Consider the following 23,087-nt stretch of genomic DNA (forward strand, 5'->3'; position numbering starts at 1 on the left):
CCGGGGCCGTCCGCGCTCGCCACTCAATCGAGTGGCGGCGCACACCGATCGAGGGTGTGTTGGAAGTAAATCTTCCTTAACACCACCGAAATGTTCGAAGTCCTTCCTCCGGAGTGATGGAGAGCACTCCCGCCGTACTACGGTGCGGGACGTGCGCAAACCCGCAGAAACGAGTGTCCCCGTGATCCCGGCCGTCGCCGAGCGCTGGAGCCCCCGCGCCTTCGACGCGACCGCCGAGGTGTCCCCGCGTGAACTGACCGCCTTGCTGGAGGCCGCGCGCTGGGCTCCGTCCTTCGGCAACACCCAGCCCGCGCGCTACCTCGTGGGCCGGCGCGGCGACACCACGTTCGCGCGGATCCTGGCCGCGTTGAACACCGGCAACCAGGCGTGGGCGTTCCGCGCGGGCGCGCTGCTCGTCGGCGTGATGGTGACCGCGAACGAGAAGGGCGAGGTCCCCTACGCGGAGTACGGCCTCGGCCTGGCGAGCGAGAACCTGGTGCTGCAGGCCGTGGAGCTCGGCCTGATCGCGCACCAGATGGCGGGCTTTTCGCCCGACGCGGTCCGCTCGTCGTTCGGGTTGCCGGACGAAGCGGTGCCGCGCGTGGCCATCGCCGTGGGCCACGCCGCCGAGGCCGCCGTGCTGGAGGACGAGCGGCGCATCGAGCGGGAGCTCAAACCGCGGCAGCGCCTTCCGCTGAGCGAGTTCGCGTTCAGCGGCGAGTGGGGCACGCCCGCGTTGGGTGACTGAACCGCGGACGACTGATCGCATTCGCTTCGCACCGCTAAGTAATGTCGCTCGACCGGGGAACCGCTGATCGGGGCACCGCATCGAAGCCGGCAACACACTGGGTGGACACGAGGAGAGAACGATCATGCGTAGTCGTGTGCTGGCGGTCCTGGGGATCTCCGCGGCGGTACTGGCGCTGGCCGGCTGTGCGGGCGAGACGAACGGCACGCCTTCGGCCGCGGGCGGTGCCCCGGCGCAGCAGCAGAGCCAGAGCAGCAGCAGCGCGAGCGCTCCCGAGACGAGCAGTTCCGCGTCGTCGGGCGGCACCGGGAACACGTCGGCCGGTGGTTTCACTCCGCAGGGCACCAAGCTGAAGCTGGGCGAGAAGGCGATCGTGCCGTTCAAGTCGGAGGACAAGACCGGCTCGATCGGCGTCACGGTGAAGTCGATCGACAAGGGCACCGAGGCCGACCTCGCGCCGCTGGACCTGGGCGACAAGGCGAAGGGCATGACGCCGTACTACGTGCGCGTCACCGTCTCGAACGAGAGCGGCACGGACTTCTCCTACACCTCGCTCGGACTGATGAACGCCCTGCTCCCGGACGGTTCCGAAGCGCAGGGCGTGTCCGTGATCGGCACGTTCGACAAGTGCGACAGCGGCGACGCGGGCAAGGACTTCACCGCGAAGGGCGCCACCTACGAAAGCTGCGTGCTCGCGGTGGCGCAGGCCGGCACAACCGTGACCGGCGCGTCGTACAACGAGGGCGACTACAGCGACCAGGCGCCGGGCACGGACTACGGCAGCAAGCCGATCACCTGGCAGAGCTGACCGGGAGCCGAACCCGTGCGAACGGGCCGTTCCCGCCACGGCGGGAACGGCCCGTGACCGCGGTCAGGAAGAGATCCCACCGCCGATACGGCGGAGGATCTTCGCGACGATCCCGGACACCACGAGCCAGAAGATCGCCGCGATGCCGTAGTTGACCAGCACCCTGAGTTTCGCGTCACTCGGGGTGAAGAGATCCTTGAAGCCGATCGAGAGGCCGTCGGCCCAGCTTCGGACGAACGAGACGATTCCGTTGTCAGGATTGGCCTCGCCGACGGTGAAGATCACGTACAGCACGAGGATCGCGGCGAAGATCAGCCCGACCCACCGCACGAGCGTGGCGAGGAAGGAAAACGCCTGCTCACGGGTGCGCCGCCAGTCGATCTCGGCACGCTTCGGCCGCGGCTTGGTCTCCGCCTCAGGTGTTTGTTCGGCGTGCTCGCCCATGCTCGGCAGTCTGACACGTCACACCCCCGCCCGCTACCCGCTGGTAACACCCAGCAGCCACCGGACGTAACAGTTCGATCGCGGAGGTGACTTCACAACGACCGCGTTCCGTGGTTAAGGTGACCTCGTGGCGCGTGCTCTCCTGCTTCGCTGCCGCGACGGGGCCTGACCAGACCGGCTCCTCGTCGCGGGGCTTTGTGGTGCCGGTCGTAAGCACCCACCTCGTCAGGAGACGTCTTCACCCATGGCCACGAACGATCCCCGCACGAACACCTCCCGGGTCCGCACGCCGTCGCGCCCGGCGCCCGCGGACCAGCCCCGCTGGAACCCGCAGCGCGGCACGTCGATGCCCGTCCACCGCTACAAGCCCTGGTACGAGCTGATCGAGAACATCGAGCTGCCCGACCGCACGTGGCCCGAGAAGCGCATCGAGCGCGCGCCGCTGTGGTGCGCGGTGGACCTGCGTGACGGCAACCAGGCCCTGATCGACCCCATGTCGCCGGCGCGCAAGCGCAAGTTCTTCGACCTGCTCGTACGCATGGGCTACAAGGAGATCGAGGTCGGGTTCCCCGCCGCGTCGCAGACGGACTTCGACTTCGTGCGCGAGATCATCGACGAGGGCGCCATCCCGGACGACGTGAGCATCCAGGTGCTGACGCAGTGCCGCCCGGAGCTGATCGAGCGCACGTTCAAGTCGCTCGAGGGCGCGCCGCGCGCGATCGTGCACATCTACAACTCCACCTCGATCCTGCAGCGCCGCGTGGTGTTCCGGGAGGAGCGCGAGGGCATCAAGAAGATCGCGACGCAGGCCGCGGAGATGGTCGTCGAGCTGGCCGCGAAGCAGCCGGACACCGACTTCCGCTTCCAGTACTCGCCGGAGTCCTATACCGGCACGGAGCTGTCGTACGCGCTCGAGGTCTGCAACGCCGTCACCGAGATCTGGCAGCCGACGCCGGAGAAGCCGGTGATCCTGAACCTGCCGGCGACCGTCGAAATGGCGACGCCGAACGTCTACGCCGACTCGATCGAGTGGATGAGCCGCAACCTGGAGCGCCGCGACTCGGTGATCCTGTCGCTGCACCCGCACAACGACCGCGGGACCGGCATCGCCGCCGCCGAGCTCGGCTACCAGGCCGGCGCCGACCGCATCGAGGGCTGTCTGTTCGGCAACGGCGAGCGCACCGGCAACGTCGACCTCGTCGCGCTGGGCATGAACCTGTTCAGCCAGGGCGTCGACCCGCAGATCGACTTCTCGGACATCGACGAGATCAAGCGCACCGTCGAGTACTGCAACCAGCTGCCCGTGGGCGAGCGCACGCCGTGGGGCGGCGACCTGGTGTTCACCGCGTTCTCCGGCAGCCACCAGGACGCGATCAACAAGGGCCTCGACGCACTGAAGGACGCTGCCGACAAGGCGGGCGTGCCGGTCGAGGACTACCCGTGGGAGGTCCCGTACCTGCCGATCGACCCGAAGGACGTCGGCCGCACGTACGAGGCCGTGATCCGCGTGAACTCGCAGTCGGGCAAGGGCGGCGTCGCCTACATCATGAGGGCCGAGCACCAGCTCGACCTGCCGCGGCGCCTGCAGATCGAGTTCTCCAAGGTGGTCCAGGCCTACACCGACACCGAGGGCGGCGAGGTCGACCCGGCCACGATGTGGAACGCGTTCTCGAAGGAGTACCTCGAGCCGCGCACCCCGCTGGAGCTGGTGCGCCAGCGCGTGACCGACAACGGCGGCGGCGAGTACGACATCGAAGCCACGGTGACCGTCGACGGCGACGAACACGACATCACCGGCCGCGGCAACGGCCCCATCGCGGCCTTCTTCGACGCCCTGTCCACCGTCGGTTTCGACCTGCGGCTCCTGGACTACAGCGAACACACCCTGACCCCGGGCGACGACTCGCGCGCCGCGTCGTACATCGAGTGCGCGATCTCCGACCGCGTGTTCTGGGGCGTGGGCATCGACCCGTCGATCGTGACGTCGTCACTGCGCGCGGTGGTGAGCGCGGTCAACCGGGCGAACCGCTGATGTCGTCGGTGCGGTGAAAGCGGAGAGGCTGGTCGCGCTGCTGTTCACGCTGCAGCGCCGCCGCAGCGCGACCGCCTCCGAGCTCGCCGCCGAGCTGGGTGTTTCGGAACGCACGATGCACCGCGATCTTGCGGCGTTGCGGGACGCTGGCGTTCCACTGTGGACGGAACAGGGGCGGCACGGCGGCTTCCGGCTCGTCGACGGGTGGCGGGCCGGCCTCGAGGGGCTGACCGCACGGGAAGCCGTGGCGCTGTTCGCTTTGGGCGCGCCGGAAGCGTTGGCCGGGTTGGGGTTGGACACCGCCGGCAGTGCCGCCCGGGCGAAGGTTTCGGCGGGGATGCCGGCGGAGCTACGCGAGCACGCGGCGCTGGTGGCCGGCCGGTTTCACCTGGATGCGCCAGGGTGGTTCGGTGGCGCTGACCAGCCGGCGGCATTGAGCACGGTTTCGCGCGCGGTCTGGACGCAGCGCCGGCTCGCGATTTCCTATCAGCGCAAAGACAAAGTCGCCGACCGGGTGCTGGAGCCGTTGGGGCTCGTGTTGAAGGCGGGAGTCTGGTACTTGGTGGCGCGGGTCGAGAACGCCTACCGCACGTATCGCGTCTCCCGGATCCTTGACGCCGACGAGCTCGCGGAAGAGTTCGACCGCCCGGCCGATTTCGACCTCCCGACCTGGTGGCGCACTTCATCCGCGACCTTCGAACAGGTCTCCCGCCCAGTGCGGGTGCAGGCCCGCCTGAACCGCCTCGCCGTCCGCGAACTCCGCCGCGTCTTCGGCGGCGAACACCTCGCGGACACCGTCCGCTCCCTGGCCGAGCCGGACTCCGACGGCTGGGCCCTCGCGGAACTCGCGCTTGAGGGCGGCGAGATCGCCCTCGGTCAACTGGTGGCCCTCAGCCCCGGCGTCGAAGTCCTCGACCCACCGGAGCTGAGGGCCGCCCTGGCCGACATCGGCACCGAGCTCGCCGCCCGCAACGCTCAGCGGTAGCCGCTCACCTCCGCCGGCTTGCCGGCGTCCGCCACCTCGACCAGGTACCGCCAGGCGTCCGGCCGGCTCCCGTCCACATCGGTCACGGAGTACGCCTGCGCGAGCTGCCCGCTGCTCACCGTCTGACCCGACCACCGGGCCCGGTCCGGATCCGCGGCGAGCGCGACGATCGTGCGGCCGCAGAGATCGCGAAGTGCGGCTCCTTCGCCACCGCGTCGCGCCAGGTCGCTTCCGTGACGCCGTAGATCTCCAGCATCGCCTCCGAGCGGAGCCAGCCCGGGGTGAAGGCGACGGCCGTGCCGCCGAACGGCGCCAGCTCGGCGGCTTCGCCGATCGCCAGCGGGTGGGCGGAGCACTTCGCCAGGTAGAACGGCAGCGAGGTCCCCGCGCGGTACTTCGCGTTGTACGACGCGGTGCCGTCCGTCAGCTCCACCACCAGGCCGCCCGGGCGGTCGATCAGCAGCGGCAGCAGATGGTGGCTGGTGATGAGGTGCGCGTCGATGGCCAGGCGGATCATGCGCAGGCCCGCGTCCAAGGAGTGTTCCCAGACGGGTTTGCCCCATTCCAGGTGGCGGTCGCCGCCCCAGAGGCCGTTGACGAGGATGTCCAGGTGGTCCAGCCGAGAGGCCAGCGCCCCGACCTCGGACGGCACCAGGTGGTCGACGCGAATGGCCTCGGCCTGGCCACCCGCCGCCTCGACCAGAGCAACCGTCTCCTCGATCGTCTCCGGCCGGTCCACTTCGGACCGCTCAGCGCCCGACGTCCGACCCGTGACGTAAACGAAGGCGCCGGCGCGGCCCAGCTCCACGGCGATCGCTCGGCTCGCACCGCGCGTGCCACCCGCGACGAGGGCGATCTTTCCCGAAAGGTTCATGCGGACCACGGTCGCGGTCAACCATGACACCCGCTGTCATGGTTGACCCGAGCTGTGTACCTCCTGTGCCTTGCTGTGAGTACTCGGTGAACGGGACTCATCCGCCCGCGCACGGCGGTTAATGGGAGTGTGGACGCAACGACGGCAGGGCTCGTGGTGCTGTTCGTCGTCTCGCTGGTGCCCCTGCTGCCCACCGAGGTGACGATCCTCGGCATGGGCATCGCGGCCGCGCAGGGCGGGACGTCGCTGGCCGTGGTGATCGCCGTCGCCACCGCCGGATGCCTGGTGAGCGACCAGGCCCTCTACGCGCTGGGCCGCTTCGGCGGCGCCCGTGTACTGGCACTTCTGAGCCGGCGCCGCAAGATGGCCGCCGGCCTGGCCTGGCTCGACGGTCGCCTCCACCGCCACCCGCGTCCGATCCTGGTCCTCGCCCGCTGGCTGCCCTCGGGCGGCACGGTCGGCGCGCTGCTGGCCGGCTCGCTGCGCTGGCCGATGGGTGAGTTCTTCAGCGCGTCGGCCATCGGCATCACGCTGTGGACGGCGTACGTCGCCTTCCTCGGCTACGCCGGCGGCGAACTCATCGACGAACCGGTGGTCAGCATGCTGCTCTCCTTCGGCGTCGCGACGCTACTGGGCGTGGCGATCACCTTCGGCGTCCGCCGCGGCGCCCGCGACTAGCGAGCTAACCCGTCAACGCCGCCACTTCCGCCCGCAGCTGGGCGATCACCGTCGCGACCGCGGGACGCGTCAACGCACCCCGCCGGCACACCACCTCGACCAGCCGCGCAGCGCGAATCCCCGCCAGCGGACGCCCGACCAGACCACTGCCCCGCCGCGTGTCCATCGTGTACCGCGGCAGCAATGCGATGCCGTGCCCGGCCGCGACGAGCCGTTCGGTGATGCGGAAATCGTTGATGCGCTGGACGATCTGCGGCCGCATCCCCGTCCGCACGATCAGCGACCGCAGCACGTCGTCCACCGGAAACCCGTGGTCCACGGAGATCCAGCGTTCATCGGCGAGGTCCGCGAGGTCCACCCGGCGCCGCCGCGCCAACACGTGCCCCGCCGGCAACGCGACGTCCAGCGGCTCGCGCAGCAGCGGCACCACCTCGAGCCGGTCGGAGGTGAACTCGCCGGCGTGCTCGTCCCGGTGCGTCACGACCACGTCGTAGTCCGCGACCAGCCCCGGCACGTCCGAAGGCGTCATGTCGACATCGCGGACGTCCACCTCCAGGCCGTCGAACGCCGCGACGCGCGTGAGCAGCCCGGGCAGCAGCATCAGCCCCGCCGACTGGAAGATCGCGATCCGCACCCGCCCGCGCGGTGCACTTCGGTACGTGTCGAGCTCGGATTCCGCCCGATCCAGCGCGGCGAGCACCTCGTCGGCGCGTGCGACGAGCGCCCGGCCGGCGTCGGTGAGCCGCAGGCCGCGACCGTCCGGCTCGGTCAGCGGCAGGCCGACCTCCGCCTGCAGCGCGCGCAGTTGCTGCGACACCGCCGAAGGAGTGCAGTGCAGCGCCCTCGCCGCGGCAGTCACGCTGCCGCGGTCCGCGAACTCCCGCAGTGTCCGGAGTCTTCCGAGGTCCACAATGCCCCCTTTACCGATCCGACCAAAAGTAGGCGGGAACCCAACCGGACGTAACGCGGCTGGCAACCAGCCCCGCCAGTCGGATCGGTGAACAACAACACAGTATGTGAAGCAGGGCTACATGGTCAGTGCAGTTTTTCTCGCTGGTCCTTCACGATCCCCGCCTGCACAGTGGAGAACATGCCCGCACGTGACCGTCTCCTCGCCGTGTTCGTCGCCGTGCTGTGGGGCTGCAACTTCCTCGCCATCCATGCCGCGCTGGGCCAGTTTCCCCCGATGTTCGCCGGCGCGCTGCGGTTCGCGCTGATCGCGATCCCCACGATCCTGTTCGTGCCGTGGCCCAAGGTGAAGCTGCGCTACCTGCTCGGCTACGGGCTCGGGTTCGGCACCGGCCAGTTCGCGTTCCTGTTCGTCGCCATGGACCTCGGCATGCCGACGGGCCTGGCTTCGCTGGTGCTGCAGGCCTCCGCGCCGTTCACCGTGCTGCTCGGCGCCGTGCTCCTGCGCGAACGCGTGTCCCGCCGCCAGCTCACCGGCATCCTGCTGGCCGTCGCGGGCATGACGGCGATCGCGTGGCAGCAGTCCTCGCACGCCGCGCTGCTGCCGGTGATCCTGACCCTGCTGGCCGCGCTGAGCTGGGCGTTCGGCAACCTCGCGGTGCGCCGCGCGACACCCGACAACCCGATGCACCTCATGCTCTGGATGTCCGTGGTGCCGCCGCTGCCGATGCTCGCGCTGTCCTTCCTCTTCGAAGGCCCGACGGCCGGCTGGCACTCGCTCACGACACTCGGCACCACCACCACCGGCTTGATCGGCGTCGCGGGCATGGCCTACGTGATCCTGTTCGGCACCGTCGTCGGCTCCGGCATCTGGACCACGCTCATGAAGCACCACCCAGCCGGCGTCGTCGCGCCGTTCTCGCTGCTCGTACCGGTGGTCGGGCTCACGGCGTCGTACTTCGTGCTCGACGAGGTGCCCACTGTGCTCGAGATCGTCGCCGCGGCCGTGGTCATCGGCGGGGTGCTCCTGGGCAGCCTGCGCCGCAAACCGGTCGAGCTGCCCGACGAAGACCTGCTACCCGCCGGAACCTGAGGCAGGCGGGGCGAGGCGGGCGTCGAGCTGGCTCCACGCGGCGAGGGCCACCAGACCGGACAGCCCGAACACCGCGGCCGGCCCGATGCCGGACGCCGCCGCGCCGGCCAGTGGCGACGCCGCGGTCTGGCCGACGCCGAGGCCGACGAACGACCAGGTGACCCCGCGAGCCGGGCGCGCGGGAAACAGGCGGGTGGCCCAGAGGATGCACAGCCCGGTCAGTGCCATGTAGGTGCTGCCGAACAGCGCACTGGAGACCAGCGCACCGGGCAGGCCCGGCCGTGGCAGAGCCGGCAGTGCGAGGCCGACCGCCGCCAGCGTCCAGGTGCCGAGGTTGGCGATCCGCAGCCCGACGCGCTCGGCGGCCCGCCCGGCCAGTCCGCCGAGCAGCCCGGCCACTCCGATCGTGAACCAGCACCAGGTCGCCGCGGCCGGGCTCAGGCCCGTCGCGGTGAGCCGCGAGCTGGAGAACGTCCAGTACGGCGCGCTCGTCGTCCCGATGAGAACGGAGTTGACCACGAGCGGCACCAGGCCGCGGACCGGGGTGGACTCCACCGGGATCTCGGCGGACGAGGGCGGGCGCGGCAACGTCCGCCAGGCGAGCACCGTCATCGCCGCGGCGAGTACGGCGAAGCCTGCCCAGATCGACGACCAGCCGAACGCCAGCAGCGGCGTGAACGCCGACGCGGCCAGCCCGAGCCCGGTCCCGGTGTTGGCCCAGGTCTGCGCCCGGACGCGGCGGCGCACCCCCACCGTTTCCCCGATCAGCTGCGCGACGCCGGGCGAGACCAGCCCCGCGCTGCCGCCCGCGAGGATGATCCCGGCGCCGAACACCGCCACGTCCGGCGCGGCGGCCATGAGCCCGAGCCCCACCGCCGCCAACGCGCCGGCCAGCAACACCGTGCCGCGCGCGGATCGCGTGGCCGTGCGCAGGGACAGCAGCAGCCCGACACCGAAGCCCGCGGTCGACAGTCCGCCCAGCACGCCCACACCGACGGTCGTGAGCCCGAACGTCTCGCCGAACCGGGGCACGAACAGTCCGTAGGCATAGCGCGCGAAGCCGTAGCAGAGCGCGATCACGCCGCCGCCGACCGCCGCGGTGGACCACCACCGCGCGGTTGCCTGCTCGCCGATCCCGACCATCACCGCAACCAAACAGACAGGTCTGTCTGTTGTCAACTGATGCTAGAGTTTGGACTGGTCAGCACGAGACCGAACAGTCTGGAGTAGCCGTGAGCCGGACCCGGCGCGGCGACGCGGGAGCCAAGGTGCTCAAGGCCGCGTCGACGTTGTTCTACCGCGACGGCATCCATGCCGTGGGCGTCGACACCGTGGCGGCCGAGGCGGGCGTGACGAAGGCCGCGCTCTACGGCAACTTCGGTTCGAAGAGCCGGCTCGTCGTCGCCTACCTGCGCGAGCGGGACCGGCAGTGGCAGGAGGAGATCGACGGGATCACGGCCGGGCACACTGACCCGGTGGAGCGGGTGCTGGCAGTGTTCGACGCCTACGAAGCCTGGCTCTCCCGCGACGGCTACCGCGGCTGCGGCTTCCTCAACGCCACCTCGGAGTTCCCCGATCCGGCCGACCCGGTGCGCGAAGTCGTCCGCCACCACAAGACCGCGCTGCACGGCTACCTGCTGACGCAGCTCCACCGCATCAAGCCGGAGCACGCCGAAACCCTGGCCGACGAACTGATGCTGTTACTGGAGGGCGCCGCGGTCACGTCGGTGGTCACTCAGGCCGCGCGGCCGTTCCACACGGCGAAGCGGCTGGCGGCGACGCTGATCTCACCGCCCGCGAACTAGGCGACCGCGTCGTCCTTCTGCTCCGTCTGCGCCTCGTGGTTGCGCGACATGCGCTTCTTCAGCACCAGTGTCACGACCACGCCGATCACCACCGCCGCGCCGAGGCCCGCCCACTGGAAGCCCTTGAGCCACTTGTCCGCGACCACGCCGAGGTAGTAGATCAACGCCGTGGTGCCGCCGGCCCAGACGATGCCGCCCAGGGCGTTGGCGATGAGGAAGCGCGGGTAGTGCATGTTCAGCGAACCCGCGAGCGGACCGGCGAGGATGCGCAGCACGGCGACGAAGCGGCCGAAGAACACGGCCCACATGCCGCGTTTGTGGAACATCCGTTCCGCGTTCGCGATGTGCTCCTGCCCGAAGTGCTTGGGGAACTTCCGGCCCGCCCAGTCGAAGAGGCGTTTCCCGCCCTTGCGGCCGATCAGGTACCCGATGCTGTCGCCGACGATGGCGCCAGCACTGGCCAGGATGCCGATCCACAGCGGGTTGAGACCACTGTGCGAAGAGGCGAGCAGAGCCGCGCTCACGAGCACGATCTCGCCGGGCAGTGGGATGCCGAGGCTCTCGACCATCACGACGAGCCCCACGAGGAGGTAGACCGACAGCGGAGGGATCGCCTCCAGCACGTGGTCGATGTTCACTGCCCTACCCCCTGCGGCTTGCCGTTTTGTGCCTGCACTCCGCAGACTACCGGGGCCCTGGTGCGCGGGCGTCACCCTTCAGTCGGGGGTGGGGTCCGACTTGGGTCAGGATTTTCGGTGCATATCGGGCAAACTACGCGCTTCGAGATGCCTGCGCTCCGGCAGGCTCAACGTCCGCCGCGCCGCGGCCGCGTAGTACTCCCGGGCGGCTTCGCGATCACCCGCGAGCTCCAGCAGGTGCGCGCGGACGACGTCGACGCGGTAGTGGTCCGGCGGCTCGGCGGCGTCGAGCTCCGCCAGCGCGACGGCCGGGCCCTCGACCATCGCGAGCGCCACGAGCCGGTTGAGCGTCACCATCGGTCCCGGCGCGACCCGGCGCAGCAGGTCGTAGAGCAGCAGGATCTGGGGCCAGTCGGTGTCTTCCGCCGAAGCCGCCTCGTCGTGCACGGCGGCGATCGCGGCCTGCAGCTGGTACGGACCGACGGGGGCGGTCGCCAGCGCGTGGGTGATCAGCGCCGTGCCCTCGGCGATGGCGTCGGCGTCCCAGCGCGAACGGTCCTGTTCCGCGAGGGGGACCATCGTGCCGTTCTCGCCGAGGCGCGCGGCCCGGCGCGCGCCGGTGAGCAGCATCAACGCGAGCAAGCCGGTCACCTCACCATCCGAGGGGAGCTCGGCGTGCAGCTGCCGCGTGAGCCGGATGGCCTCGGCCGTGAGCTCCACGCGGTCCACGGCCGAGCCCGCGCTGGCCGTGTGCCCCTCCGTGAAGATCAGGTACAGCACCTGCAGCACGGCGGCGACGCGAGCGGGCCGTTCGTCCGCCGGCGGCAGGCTGAACGACGTGCCCTTCACCTTCTGCTTCGCGCGGCTGATGCGCTGGCCGATCGTCGGTTCCGGCACGAGGAACGCCCGCGATATCTCGGCCGTCGTCAGGCCGCCGACCGCGCGCAACGTCAACGCGACCTGCGAAGGCCGCGTCAGCGCCGGGTGGCAGCAGAGCAGCAGCAACGTGAGCGTGTCGTCCACGGCCGGCGCCGGGTCTGGGTCGGGCGGCGCCAGCGCGGCCGCTGCCTCCTCACGCCGTTGCCGGGCGGAATCGCTGCGCCACAGCTCGATCCGCCGCCGCGACGCCGTGGTGATGAGCCACGCCTTGGGGTTGTCCGGCACGCCGTCACGCGGCCACTGCACCGCAGCGGCGAGGAGAGCCTCCTGCACGGCGTCCTCGCACGTGTCGAACCCGCCGTAGCGGCGCACGAGCGCGGTGAGGACCTGCGGCGCCAGCTCACGCAGGAGGCCCTCGATCACAGGTCCGCCAGGTCGAAGTCCACGTCGCCGGTCAGGCCCATCACGGGCCGGACCTCGATCGTCGCGTACGGCGCCTCCGGGATCCGCGCCGCGATCTCCAGCGCGCGCGCCTCGGAGTCGCATTCGAGCAGGTAGAAGCCGGCGAGCTGTTCTTTGATCTCCGCGAACGGGCCGTCGGTGGTGCTCACCTCGTCGTCGCGCACGATGACCTGCTTCGTGAGCTCGGGCGCGGCCAGCCGTTCGGAGACGATGCGCTCGCCGGAGCCGTCGAGGTCGTCGTTGAACTCGACGTACGCGCGCAGGCCCGCGGCCTTCTGCTCGTCACTCATGCTCGCCCACACCGAGCGCGAAGCCGGGTTGCCGTAGATCAGGACCAGGTACTTCATGGGGTGCCTCCTCGAAATCGTCGTCACCCGTGATGTCGAAGCCACGCCAACGGCTTCGACGTCCCCGGTGAACGCATCCGGCGAAGGAACCAAGGAGAGCACAGAATGTCCGAGAACGAGATCCGGAACCTGCTGGCCGAGCGCACCGCCGCCATGTCCGCCAAGGACCCCGCGCGCCTGGTCGCGGGCTACGCGCCGCAAGCCGTGAAGTTCGACCTCGCGCCGCCGCTGCGGACCACCGGCGCGTCCGCGGAGGACCTGACGAAGTGGTTCGCCACGTTCGACAGCCCGGTGACCTACGAGTACACCGACGTCGAAGTGACCGAGTCCGGCGACCTGGCCTTCACCACGGCGCTGGCGAAGATGTCGGCCGTGCCGGTGGGGATGAGCGAACCGTTCACGCTGTGGTTCCGCTCGACGCTGGTCTTCCGCCGCGTCGAGGGCGCGTGGCGGATCGTGCACGAGCACAGCTCGACGCCGTTCCACATGGACGGTTCGTTCCGGGCCGCTATCGATCTGCGGCCGTGAAACGCGGTGAAGGGCACCTCGAGGAGATCGAGGTGCCCTTCACGCCCAGCGGTTACAGGATTTCGGTGACCGAGCCGATGTCCGGCGCCGCGTCCGGGCTCAGCACGCCGGTGAGCTCCACCAGCTCGGGCTCCACGTCGTGCGGCTGGATGCGGCCGTCGCGGATTTCCTCAGCGTAGTGGCAGGCCACGCGGTGCCCGGCGCCGATCTCGCGCAGCTCCGGCCGGTCGGTGTCGCACAGGCTCGCCTGCCGCCACGGGCAGCGCGTGTGGAACCGGCAGCCCGTGGGCGGGTTGGCCGGCGAAGGCAGGTCGCCCGCGAGCAGGATCTGCTCCCGGGTGTCCTCGACCACCGGGTCCGGCACGGGAATCGCCGAAAGCAGCGCCCGCGTGTACGGGTGCAGCGGGTTCTCGTACAGCTCCGCCGAGGTCGTCTCCTCCACCAGCGCGCCCAGGTACATCACGCCGATGCGGTCGGAGATGTGCCGGACGACGGCGAGGTCGTGCGCGATCACCACGTACGTCAGGCCCAGCTCGTTCTGCAGGTCCTCCAGCAGGTTCACCACCTGGGCCTGCACCGACACGTCGAGCGCGGACACCGGCTCGTCGGCGACGATCAGGTCCGGCTCCACGGCCAGCGCCCGCGCGATGCCGATGCGCTGGCGCTGTCCGCCCGAAAACTCGTGCGGGTACTTGCGCAGCGCCGTCTCCGGCAGGCCGACCGCGCCCAGCAACTCACGGAGGCGCTGGTCCGTGGCCGCCTTGTCCTTGGCGAGCCCGTGCGCGCGCATGCCTTCGAGCAGGATGGACTCCACCGGCTGCCGGGGGTCCAAACTGGACATCGGGTCCTGGAAGATCATCTGCATGCGCCGGCGGGCCTTGCGCAGTTTCTCGCCCTTGAGCTGGGCGACGTCCGTGCCGTCGAACACGACCTTGCCGGCGGTCGGCTCGTTGAGCCGCAGGATCGCGCGGCCCAACGTGGACTTGCCGCAGCCGGACTCGCCGACCAGCCCGTAGGTCTCGCCGCGGCGGATCGACAGGTCGACCCCGTCCACCGCGTACACGTGCCCGACGGTGCGGTCGACCACGACGCCGCGCTTGATCGGGAAGTGCACCTTGAGGTCGGTGACCTCCAGCAGGACGTCGTCCTGCGGCTCGTTGATCACCTCGGTCATCGGGTCCCTCCTGTGGTGGCCACGGCGGGCTTCACCGGGTTGTGGCAGCGCAGCAGGCCGTTGCGATCGGGCACGAGCTGCGGCGAACGCTCCTGGCAGACCTCCAGCGCGTTGGGGCAGCGCGGCGCGAAGGCGCATCCGCCGTCCCACGGGATGTTGTCGGCCACGGAGCCACGGATCGGCACGAGCTTCTCGCCCCGGCCCTCGTCGAGGCGCGGGATCGAGGCCAGCAGCCCGTGGGTGTACGGGTGGCGCGGCTCGGCGAAGAGCGCGTGCCGCTCGGCCCGCTCCACGATCTTGCCGCCGTAGAGCACGTTGACCTCGTCGCAGAGGCCGGCGACGACACCGAGGTCGTGCGTGATCATGATCAGCGCGGTGCCGGTGTCCTGCACGAGTTCGCGCAGCAGTGCGAGGATCTGCGCCTGGATGGTCACGTCGAGCGCGGTCGTCGGCTCGTCGGCGATGAGCAGCCGCGGCCGGCACGCGAGCGCGATCGCGATGAGCGCGCGCTGGCGCATCCCGCCCGAAAGCTGGTGCGGGTACTCCGAAAGCCGCCGCGTCGGGTCGGGAATGCCCACCTTGTCGAGCAGGTCGGCGGCCTCGACTTTGGCCTTGCTGCGCGACATCCCGCGGTGGCGTTCGAGCACCTCGGTGATCTGCAGGCCGATCGGGATCACGGGGTTGAGCGAGGACAGCGGGTCCTGGAACACCATGCCCAGGTCGCGCCCACGCCGGTCGCGCATGTCGCGGTCGGAGATCTTCAGCAGGTCGGTGCCCTCGAACGACACCGAACCGCTGACCTTGTTGCCCCGCTTGGCCAGCAGCCGCATGATCGCCAGCGACGTCACGGACTTGCCGCAGCCGGACTCGCCCACGAGCCCCACCGTCTGGCCGGGTTCGACGTCGAAGCTGACGCCGTCGACCGCGGTGAACGGCTTTTCACCGCGGCGCTGGAACACGACCGTCAGGTCGCGGACTTCGAGGAGTGCCATGGGTTACCGCCGGTTCTTCGGGTCGAGGGCTTCACGCAGGGACTCGCCGAGCAGCGTGAACCCGAGCGCCACCACGATGATCGCGATGGCCGGGTAGTACGCGAGCTCCGGGCGGATGTCGAGGAACTGGCGCGAGGCGTTGCCCAGCATCAGCCCCCACTCCGCGCGCGTCGGGTCCGGGTCGCCCAGGCCGAGGAACGACAGCGCCGCGGCCTCCAGGATCGCGGTGGCCAGCGTGAGCGTGGCCTGCACGATCACGGGACCCAGCGAGTTGGGCAGCATGTGGCGGAAGACGATCGTGCCGCGTTTGACGCCGAGTGACGTCGCGGCCAGCACGTGGTCGGCTTCCCGTTGCGCCAGCATGGAACCGCGCAGCAGGCGCGCGAAGATCGGCACGCCGATGATCGACACCGCCAGGATCACCGTCCACTGGCTCGGCTTCGCGAACAGCGCCGCAATCGAGATCGCCAGCAGCAGCGAGGGGAACGACAGCAGCACGTCGACCAGTCGCATGAGGACGGTGTCGACCCAACCGCCGAACGCACCGGCGATGCCGCCGATGAGCACCCCGATCAGCACGCCGATCACGGTCGCGAGCACGCCGACCAGCAGCGTCTGCTGCGCGCCGACGATGAGCCGTGAGAGGAAGTCGCGGCCGAAGTCGTCCACACCGAGCGGGAAGCCCGGGCTCGGGCCGGGGATGACGCCCTTCCCGAGCTCGACCTGGTCCTGCAGGTAGCGGATCTGCGGGTCCTTCGGCGCGAGCAGCGGCGCGAAGATGGCCAGCAGCAAGAACAGCAGCGTGATCACACCACCGGTGATGGCGACCGGACTGCGCAGCATGCGCCGCAACGCTTCGGCCCCGAGGCTGCGCCCGCCCGCCGACGCCGCGGCGAGCTTGTCGATCGGTTCCTTCTTCTTGGCAAGCAGAGTGTTCATCGCACACGCACCCTCGGGTCGATGATCCCGTACGAGATGTCGACCAGCATGTTCACCAGCACGTACACCAGAGCCCCGAACAGCAGCAGAGCCTGCAGCCGGGGGTAGTCACGCCGTTCGATGCCTTCGGCCAGCAGGAAGCCGAGGCCGCGGAAGTTGAAGACCCGCTCGGTCAGCACCGCGCCGCCGAGCAGCGCGCCCGTCTGCAGGCCGATGGTGGTGACCACCGGGAGCAGCGCGTTGCGCAGCACGTGCCGGCGCCGGATCACCGACTGCGTCAGGCCCTTGGAGTTGGCCGTGCGGAGGAAGTCCTCGTTGAACACGTCGAGCACCGACGCGCGCGTGATGCGGGTGATCACCGCCAGCGGGATGGTCGCCAGCGCGAACGCCGGCAGGATCAGGTGCTTGATCGCGTCCCAGACGGCGTCCCACTCGCTCGTCATGATGCCGTCGAGGATGGCGAAGTTCGTGATGCTCGTCGCGTCGATACCCGGGGCCTGGCGGCCCTGCGACGGCAGGCCGAGCGGAGCGGCCAGCAGGTCCTGCATCGTGTAGCCGAGGAAGAACACCGGCACCGCGACGCCGACCAGCGTCAGCACGATGATGATGTTGTCCGGCACGCCGCCGCGGTAGCGCGCGGCCAGATAACCGAAGGGCACGCCGAGGACGATCGCGATGATCATCGCGGACAGCCCGAGCTCGATGGTGGCGGGGAGGAACGTGCCGATCTCGCCCATCACCGGCTGGGCCGAGACGAGGGAGTTGCCGAAGTCGCCGGTGACGGCGCGGCCGAGGAACTTGAAGTACTGCAGGATGATCGGCTGGTCCAGGCCGAGCACGTGGTTGAGGCTGGCGATCTTCTCCGGCGTCGCCTTGTCACCCAGGAGCGCGGCCGCGGGGCCGCCGGGCAGGGAGCGCAACCAGGCGAAGACCAGGATGGACAGGATGAGGAGCGTCGGAATCGCTTGTAGCACCCGACGCACTAGGAAACGGAGCACTTGTAGTCCTTTGTGTACAGCCCGGGAACGTGGGCAAAGGGGGCAGGCGCGGTAGCGCCTGCCCCCCAGCCCGGCTGCTCAGCGGAGCACGTCAGCCGATCGTGACGTTGTTGAAGCGTTCGTCGGTGAGCGGGCTGGCCACCACACCCTTGATCTTCGGTCCGACCACGATCGCCGGCGTCGGGTAGGCGATCGGGATCGCGGGCAGGTAGTCCATGATCTGCTTGTTCACGCCCTGGTAGGCCTTGGCGTGCGCGTCACCGGCGGGCGAGGCGTCAGCCGCGGCGAGAGCGTTGAACAGCTCGGGGTTGTTGAACCCGAACTCCTTCTTCTCGCGGCCGAAGAACGTGCCCACGAAGTTGCCGGCGTCGTTGTAGTCACCGGTCCAGCCGAGCAGGTGCAGATCCTGCTTGCCGAACTTCTGCACGTCGTCCTTGTAACCGCCGTTCCACGGCTCGGCCACCGGCTGGATGGTGATGCCGATGTTCTTCAGGTCCTCGGAAATCGAGGTGAACGTGTCGGCCGGGTTAGGCATGTAGGGCCGGGTGACCTCGGTCGGGTAGTAGAACTTCAGCGTCAGGTTGCTGGCGCCGGCCTCGGCGAGCAACTGCTTGGCCTTCGCCGGGTCGTACGGGTACTTGGTGACGTCGTCGGTGTAGCCCGAGATGGCCTTCGGCACGAACTCGGTGGCGACCTCGGAACCCTCGGCCAGCTTCGACTTCACGAACTGCTCGCGGTTGATGCCGTAGGCCAGGGCCTGGCGGACGCGCACGTCCTTGAGTTTCGGGTTGCCCGACTGGTTGATACCGAGGTACAGGACGTTGAACGACGGGCGGATGAGGACCTGCTCACCCTCGTTGCGCAGCAGCCCGTAGTCGGCCGGCGCCGGGAAGTCGTAGCCCTGGATGTCGCCGGCCTTCAGGGCCTGCTTGCGGGCGTTCTCGTCAGGGATGACCTTGAAGACGAGCTTGTCGAGCTTCGCCGGCGCGTAGCTGGAGTCGTTGCGCACCAGCGTGATCTCGCCCTTGCCCTGGTCCCAGCTGTCGAACTTGAACGGGCCGGTGCCGGTCACGAACTTGTACGCGTAGTCGCTGTAGGTGAAGGAGTCACCGGACTGCGTGACCTTGTCCGCGTCGTGCTGCTTCATCGCGGTCGGGCTCTGCATCGCGAACGACGGGAGCGTGAACGCGGCCGGGAACGCGCCCTTGGCCTTGTTCAGGTTGATGACCGCGGTCGACGGGTCCTTCGCCTCGCAGTTCTTGTAGACGGGGTCGCCGCCGGCGTCGCCCTCGTTGTTGGCGAAGCCCTCGAAGACGTCGCCGTAGTAGATCATCTGGCTCTGGGCGGCGGCGCCCTTCATGTTGTACCAGCGGTTGAAGTTGTAGCAGACCGCGTCGGCGTTGAAGTCCGTGCCGTCACTGAACTTCACGCCCTGCTTGAGGGTGAAGGTCCAGGTCTTGCCGTCGTTGCTCGACTCCCACTTCGTGGCGAGCGAGGGCTCCAGCTCCGCGGTGCCCTGCTTGTTCTGGATCAGCGTGTCGAGCATCTGCCGCGTGATCCGGAAGGTCTCGCCGTCGTCGTTGAACACCGGGTCGAACATCTTCGGGTTGCCGGTGTCGCCGAAGACCATCGTGCCGCCGGTGCCACCGCCTCCGGCCTCGTCGCGCTTCGACTCGGCGCACGCGGTGAGCGAGACCGCGAGCACCCCGGCAAGCCCGATCAGGGCCGCTCGACGTGTTCGGGTCAGGCGCAATTGCTGCATCTGGCACCCCTTGGGAGATGTTCGGTGTCAAGTACCGTCCGGTCGGTCAGGAACTCTCGGACGGTCGGTGTGCTCGCCGACACTAGCGGGAACTCGGCTTGCACTTAAGCACGTGAGGTTACGATCGCGCTACGTAAGGGCCAAAGTCACCGCAATGTGTCAAAAATTGTGTACGCACTGTGACGAATTTTGTCGCATTGGTACGGAGCGTGGCACTATGGCCACCCTAATGGCCTAGTACCCAAGGCGGTTTTCGGGTCCTTTCGGACGCGCGGTGACGATCAAGGCAGTCTGGTTTGTGCCGATTCGGGTGTGCCGTCGACAGCGAACCAGCCTTGTTCGAACAACTGCCAGCGACGCAGTTCCGCGCGCGAAGCCTCCCCGTCGCGTGCGACAGCGCGCTCCAGCCGTTCCGCCGCCGTGCCGCCCTCGATCCAGCACAGGTGCGACAACCGCGGCCGCATCGACCGGCGGCCGCTCGACACGCCCTCCAGCACCAGAATCCCAGGCACCTCAACGGTCACGAGCTCGCCGGGCCGCGGCTCTCCGGAGGTCCAGTCCACCCGCCGGTACTCGCCTGCGCGTCCGGCAGAAAGGGGTTCCAGCACGCCGTGCTCGAGCTGCGGCCACCACGCCACCGGGTTGTCCCAGGTCGCGAACGCATCGGTGCTCACGAGTGCGGCCCGCGGTCCCAGCTCGGCCACCACGGCCGCGGCCAAGGTCGACTTGCCGGCCCCGGAAGGCCCGTCGACCGCGAGCACACGAACGCCGCCCAGCCGAGGCGGGGCGGCGAGCAGTGCGGAGATCAGCGAACGCGTGCGGCGCTCACTTCGGGCAGGCCCTTCACGTCGTCGGGCGTGGCCGTCTTGGCCTCCAGCGCCTCGATGCGGGCCGCGAGCTCCCGCTTGGTGTCCTCGAGCTCACAGCGCAGCAGCGCCGTCTCCTCGACGGAGGTCCGGACCTCTTCCTCCAGGTGCCCGACCTCGGTGGACAAGTGCAGCGCGACGAGAGCCAGGACGACGCCGGCCAGGAGGAACACGAAGTTCGACGGGGTCTGGACCCCCGTGATCTTCGCCAGGAACTCCGCGGCCTGCGGGATCACTGCCAGCACCACGACACCCACGGCGACCACGAGCCACACGCCCGCGTACTTCTCCCGAAGCTTCCGGCGCCGCATCATCTCGAGGACGACGAACAGCACCAGGCACGCGACGACGATGCTCAGGACGCGCCAGCCGGCCATGAATTCCCCTTACGCTGCGTCGGACGAGTCGACGGACGGACGGCGCCGGACGAGCGCCAGCAGCAGCGCGAGCCCGGCACGGGAGAGGTACACAGCCGATTTCACCGGCGAGTGGCTGGGCGTGCCGGCGACACGTTCACGCATCACGACCGGCACCTCGGCGATCGTGAGCTTGCCCCGGATCGCCATCACGAGCGATTCCACGGTGTCGCCGAGGTACTCGGCCGGGTAGTAGCTCGCGAACAGCCGGATCGCGCGCGGCCCCATGGCTTTGAAGCCCGACGTGACGTCGGTGATCTTCCGCCGGGCCAGGCGCGAGAAGACGAGTGAGAGCGCGACCATCGCGTACTTGCGCGGGCCGACGGCGCGGTAGGCGCCCTTGCCGGCGAAGCGGGAGCCGATCGCGATGTCGGCGCCTTCGTCGAGGGCCGAGAGCAGCGCGCCGACCTCTTCGGGGTCGTGCTGGCCGTCGGCGTCCACCTGCACCACGACGTCGTAGCCACGGGCAGCGGCGTACCGGAAGCCGGTGCGCATCGCGCCGCCGACGCCGAGGTTCACGGCGAGCCGGGCGACTTCGGCACCCGCGGCGCGCGCGAGCTGCGCCGTTGCGTCCACCGAACCGTCGTCGACGACGAGGATGTCCATCCCCGGCAGGGACGACTTGACCTGGCTGATCACGGAGCCGACGCTGGCCTGCTCGTTGAGGGCGGGCATCACGATCAGAACGCGTCGGGTGCTCACGGAGGTGGTGGACACAGAGATCACTCTAACTTCTCACTGATCGTGAGGGGCGGCGGACCCGGGAGAAGCACCCGCCGCGACGACGCCCTGCTGACCTTCGATCTGGTAGATCGTGGCCCCGTCGTTGTGGAAGACCTCGTGGAAGTCCGGACCAGCGACGATGTCGGCGACACCGACGGACTGCTCGGCCGTGGGGGTCGCCTTGCCCTTGCCCACGATGACGTAGCGCACGTGCAGGTCGGTGAGGTCCTTGCGCACCTGCGGGTACTGGTCGATGTCGTCCAGCCACACGGACAGGTAGCCGGCCTCGGTGTCCGGGTCGGCGCCGTAGAAGGTCCACTCCACCGGGGTGACCCCGGCCAGGGCGTACATCCACACGGAACCGTCGGCCTTGTCGTTCATCACACGCTCGCCCGGTGCGGTGTGCTGGCCCAACCACTGGTAGGCGGCTTCTTCGGCCTTCGAGACGGTGGGGCCGTCGCTGTAGTTGATCTCCAGGCGGGCGGTGTTGCGTCCGATGTAGCCACCACGGCTCAGGCCGCCCACGACGACGGCGATGAGGACCGCCCCGATCAGGCCGAGCGTTGCGGGCTGCAGCTTCACCCGCGAGCCGACCTTGCGCGCGAACCAGCCCGAAACCGTGTAGGTGAACTCGCCGAACGCGACGCTGCCCGCGAGCGGCACGAGGGCCGCGATCCGCCAGTGGTCGTTGTAGAAGATGCCGGTGATCGTGTGGATCAGCGGCGTCTCGAGCGAGACGGTGGCCGCGAACAGGCCACCGAACACGATGTACGCGCCGACCATCCACATCATCCGGCGGTGGCGCACCATCAGGAAGACGCCGATGATGGCCGGGATGCCGATCCACCACTGCGGGAAGTCGGCCATCGGGGAGAACGTGATGGTCTCGCCCAGACCACCGCTGACCGTGGCTTCCGAATCCCACGTGGCGCTGGTCACACCGCCGGCGTTGTAGAGCGAAGGCAGCACGAGCGGCACGCCCAGCACCGCCGCAAGCACCACGGTCGCGACGAGCGACGGGCCGGAGCGGCGCCAGTCGATCTTTTCCCAGCGGAACAGCACCGCGAGCAGGATGAGGATGAAGTAGACGGCGATCACGAACACGATGCTCGTGTGCAGGCCGGTGAGCCCGGCCACGCCGACACCGATCGCGACGGGGCCGGCGATGCCCATCGGCTTGAGCAGCAGCTTGGCGATCGCCAGCATCGCGGGGATCATCGCGACGCCCGCCACGTACGGCCACAACGGACCGCGCCACAGCGAGTCGTACGGGAAAGCGGTGAACCACGTCGTCACGGCCGCGGCGGCCGCGATGCCCAGCGGCGGCATGTTCCACGCCCGGCACATCGCGGCGACACCGAGCGGCACGCTGAGGATCACGGCGAGCACCGCGAGGTTCAGCGTGGGCATCATCGTGAGCCCGGCCTTGTCGAACACGAGGGCGAGCAGCGCGTGGTAGGTGTCGGGGTAGAAGTAGTCGGTCTGGTTGGGCAGGTTGGCGATAGTGCCCACAGTGGACGGCCGCGCGTCGCCGTGCTCGGCGATCCAGCGCACCAGGTTCGCGTGGAACGGCGCGTCCCAGCCCTGCTGCACGCGGTCGATGCCGTTGGTCCCGCGCAAGAACGTGACCGCGCCCACGGCCATGCCGACGAACACGCCGAGGCCGATCAGCACGTGGTTGCGCACCGAGCGCGCCGGGGGCTCCTCCGGCTCGCGCTCCGGGTGGCGGCGCGCGGTGAAGCGGCGCACGCCGAAGCCGATCGCGAAGCCGACGAGGGCCAGCACCACCGTCCACAATGCCACGTCGAGCAGGTTCCAGCGGATGCCGAGGTCACCCAGCACCGGCACGCCGAGTGCGACGATGCCGAACGTCAGCAGCGGTCCCGCCGCGGCGAGCGTCCAGCCGCGCAACCCGATGGCCGTGCCGAACACCAGCCCGGGCACCCAGAAGGCGAGCAAGATCAGTACTACGTTCATCGGATTCGCT

23 protein-coding genes and 1 pseudogene are annotated in these 23,087 nt (G+C 69.5%); 8 read left to right on the forward strand and 16 right to left on the reverse strand.

The genetic code is table 11. The features are described from left to right. The first annotated feature begins 151 nt into the window (after positions 1-151). Positions 152-748, forward strand: a complete 597-nt coding sequence (locus AB0F91_RS25555; RefSeq protein WP_360601196.1) for a nitroreductase family protein — start codon at positions 152-154, stop codon at positions 746-748. Between the two features lie 124 nt (positions 749-872). Beyond that, positions 873-1,556: a hypothetical protein gene (locus tag AB0F91_RS25560; protein WP_360601198.1), complete on the forward strand. Its 684-nt coding sequence runs from the start codon at positions 873-875 to the stop codon at positions 1,554-1,556. A 63-nt stretch (positions 1,557-1,619) separates the two neighbouring features. Here AB0F91_RS25560 and AB0F91_RS25565 read toward each other — a convergent pair whose 3' ends face one another. After that, entirely contained in the window at positions 1,620-2,000 is a 381-nt protein-coding gene (locus tag AB0F91_RS25565) for a hypothetical protein (protein WP_360601200.1), read from the reverse strand. Positions 2,001-2,244: 244 nt separating this feature from the next. Between AB0F91_RS25565 and leuA the strand changes: the two genes are divergently transcribed. Further along, the gene (gene leuA / locus AB0F91_RS25570; RefSeq protein WP_360601202.1) at positions 2,245-4,032 is read left to right on the forward strand and encodes a 2-isopropylmalate synthase; all 1,788 of its coding nucleotides are present in this window, start codon (positions 2,245-2,247) and stop codon (positions 4,030-4,032) included. A gap of 13 nt (positions 4,033-4,045) precedes the next feature. After that, positions 4,046-5,017, forward strand: coding sequence for a YafY family protein (locus AB0F91_RS25575; RefSeq protein WP_360601204.1), 972 nt, complete (start codon positions 4,046-4,048; stop codon positions 5,015-5,017). Here the strand turns inward: AB0F91_RS25575 and AB0F91_RS25580 are convergent. After that, positions 5,008-5,891 (reverse strand): annotated as a pseudogene (locus tag AB0F91_RS25580) (SDR family oxidoreductase). The gene AB0F91_RS25575 and the pseudogene AB0F91_RS25580 sit on opposite strands and share 10 nt — an antisense overlap. Before the next feature lie 129 nt (positions 5,892-6,020). On the opposite strand from AB0F91_RS25580, the gene AB0F91_RS25585 reads away from it, so the two are divergent. Continuing rightward, a complete protein-coding gene (locus tag AB0F91_RS25585) occupies positions 6,021-6,569 on the forward strand; it encodes a DedA family protein (protein ID WP_360601206.1) in 549 nt (182 codons plus the stop codon). A gap of 4 nt (positions 6,570-6,573) precedes the next feature. Here the strand turns inward: AB0F91_RS25585 and AB0F91_RS25590 are convergent, their stop codons facing one another. Continuing rightward, positions 6,574-7,479 (reverse strand): LysR family transcriptional regulator, encoded by a 906-nt coding sequence (locus tag AB0F91_RS25590; RefSeq protein WP_360601208.1) that lies wholly within the window; start codon positions 7,477-7,479, stop codon positions 6,574-6,576. A 180-nt stretch (positions 7,480-7,659) separates the two neighbouring features. On the opposite strand from AB0F91_RS25590, the gene AB0F91_RS25595 reads away from it, so the two are divergent. Beyond that, positions 7,660-8,571, forward strand: a complete 912-nt coding sequence (locus AB0F91_RS25595; protein WP_360601210.1) for an EamA family transporter — start codon at positions 7,660-7,662, stop codon at positions 8,569-8,571. Here the strand turns inward: AB0F91_RS25595 and AB0F91_RS25600 are convergent. Then, on the reverse strand, positions 8,554-9,714 hold the full coding sequence (locus AB0F91_RS25600) for a YbfB/YjiJ family MFS transporter (RefSeq protein WP_360601212.1): 1,161 nt from the start codon (positions 9,712-9,714) through the stop codon (positions 8,554-8,556). The genes AB0F91_RS25595 and AB0F91_RS25600 overlap by 18 nt on opposite strands. 89 nt (positions 9,715-9,803) lie before the next feature. Between AB0F91_RS25600 and AB0F91_RS25605 the strand changes: the two genes are divergently transcribed. After that, positions 9,804-10,376 carry a TetR/AcrR family transcriptional regulator gene (locus AB0F91_RS25605; RefSeq protein WP_360601214.1) on the forward strand — a complete coding sequence of 191 codons (573 nt, stop codon included), beginning with the start codon at positions 9,804-9,806 and terminating at the stop codon, positions 10,374-10,376. Here the strand turns inward: AB0F91_RS25605 and AB0F91_RS25610 are convergent. The 3 genes from AB0F91_RS25610 to AB0F91_RS25620 all read right to left on the reverse strand — a co-directional run bounded on the left by AB0F91_RS25610 (position 10,373) and on the right by AB0F91_RS25620 (position 12,702). Beyond that, a complete protein-coding gene (locus AB0F91_RS25610; protein WP_360601216.1) occupies positions 10,373-11,014 on the reverse strand; it encodes a DedA family protein in 642 nt (213 codons plus the stop codon). The genes AB0F91_RS25605 and AB0F91_RS25610 overlap by 4 nt on opposite strands. Before the next feature lie 105 nt (positions 11,015-11,119). Beyond that, entirely contained in the window at positions 11,120-12,316 is a 1,197-nt protein-coding gene (locus tag AB0F91_RS25615; RefSeq protein WP_360601217.1) for a DUF6596 domain-containing protein, read from the reverse strand. Then, on the reverse strand, positions 12,313-12,702 hold the full coding sequence (locus AB0F91_RS25620) for a YciI family protein (protein WP_360601219.1): 390 nt from the start codon (positions 12,700-12,702) through the stop codon (positions 12,313-12,315). Before AB0F91_RS25620 ends, AB0F91_RS25615 begins: the two co-directional genes overlap by 4 nt. A 105-nt stretch (positions 12,703-12,807) precedes the next feature. Here AB0F91_RS25620 and AB0F91_RS25625 point away from each other — a divergent pair, with 105 nt between their 5' ends. After that, a complete protein-coding gene (locus tag AB0F91_RS25625; protein WP_360601221.1) occupies positions 12,808-13,230 on the forward strand; it encodes a nuclear transport factor 2 family protein in 423 nt (140 codons plus the stop codon). Positions 13,231-13,282: 52 nt separating this feature from the next. Here AB0F91_RS25625 and AB0F91_RS25630 read toward each other — a convergent pair whose 3' ends face one another. From AB0F91_RS25630 to AB0F91_RS25670, 9 genes are all read right to left on the reverse strand, one after another. Next, positions 13,283-14,404 carry an ABC transporter ATP-binding protein gene (locus tag AB0F91_RS25630; protein ID WP_360601223.1) on the reverse strand — a complete coding sequence of 374 codons (1,122 nt, stop codon included), beginning with the start codon at positions 14,402-14,404 and terminating at the stop codon, positions 13,283-13,285. Continuing rightward, entirely contained in the window at positions 14,401-15,396 is a 996-nt protein-coding gene (locus AB0F91_RS25635) for an ABC transporter ATP-binding protein (protein WP_360601225.1), read from the reverse strand. Before AB0F91_RS25635 ends, AB0F91_RS25630 begins: the two co-directional genes overlap by 4 nt. Before the next feature lie 3 nt (positions 15,397-15,399). Then, entirely contained in the window at positions 15,400-16,335 is a 936-nt protein-coding gene (locus AB0F91_RS25640; protein ID WP_360601227.1) for an ABC transporter permease, read from the reverse strand. Next, the gene (locus tag AB0F91_RS25645; RefSeq protein ID WP_360601229.1) at positions 16,332-17,333 is read right to left on the reverse strand and encodes an ABC transporter permease; all 1,002 of its coding nucleotides are present in this window, start codon (positions 17,331-17,333) and stop codon (positions 16,332-16,334) included. The genes AB0F91_RS25640 and AB0F91_RS25645 overlap by 4 nt, the downstream gene beginning before the upstream one ends. Before the next feature lie 91 nt (positions 17,334-17,424). Beyond that, the gene (locus AB0F91_RS25650) at positions 17,425-19,095 is read right to left on the reverse strand and encodes an ABC transporter substrate-binding protein (protein WP_360601231.1); all 1,671 of its coding nucleotides are present in this window, start codon (positions 19,093-19,095) and stop codon (positions 17,425-17,427) included. 281 nt (positions 19,096-19,376) lie between these two features. Beyond that, on the reverse strand, positions 19,377-19,856 hold the full coding sequence (locus tag AB0F91_RS25655) for a uridine kinase (protein WP_360601234.1): 480 nt from the start codon (positions 19,854-19,856) through the stop codon (positions 19,377-19,379). Between the two features lie 44 nt (positions 19,857-19,900). Further along, positions 19,901-20,338, reverse strand: coding sequence for a DUF2304 domain-containing protein (locus AB0F91_RS25660; RefSeq protein ID WP_285971799.1), 438 nt, complete (start codon positions 20,336-20,338; stop codon positions 19,901-19,903). A gap of 9 nt (positions 20,339-20,347) precedes the next feature. Then, positions 20,348-21,094: a glycosyltransferase family 2 protein gene (locus AB0F91_RS25665; RefSeq protein ID WP_360601236.1), complete on the reverse strand. Its 747-nt coding sequence runs from the start codon at positions 21,092-21,094 to the stop codon at positions 20,348-20,350. Between the two features lie 18 nt (positions 21,095-21,112). Continuing rightward, positions 21,113-23,077 carry a DUF6541 family protein gene (locus tag AB0F91_RS25670; protein WP_360601237.1) on the reverse strand — a complete coding sequence of 655 codons (1,965 nt, stop codon included), beginning with the start codon at positions 23,075-23,077 and terminating at the stop codon, positions 21,113-21,115. Positions 23,078-23,087: the final 10 nt, after the last annotated feature.

Origin of the sequence: Amycolatopsis sp. NPDC023774 (genome assembly GCF_040639695.1) — a bacterium.
In the GTDB taxonomy this organism is placed as follows: Bacteria; Actinomycetota; Actinomycetes; order Mycobacteriales; family Pseudonocardiaceae; genus Amycolatopsis.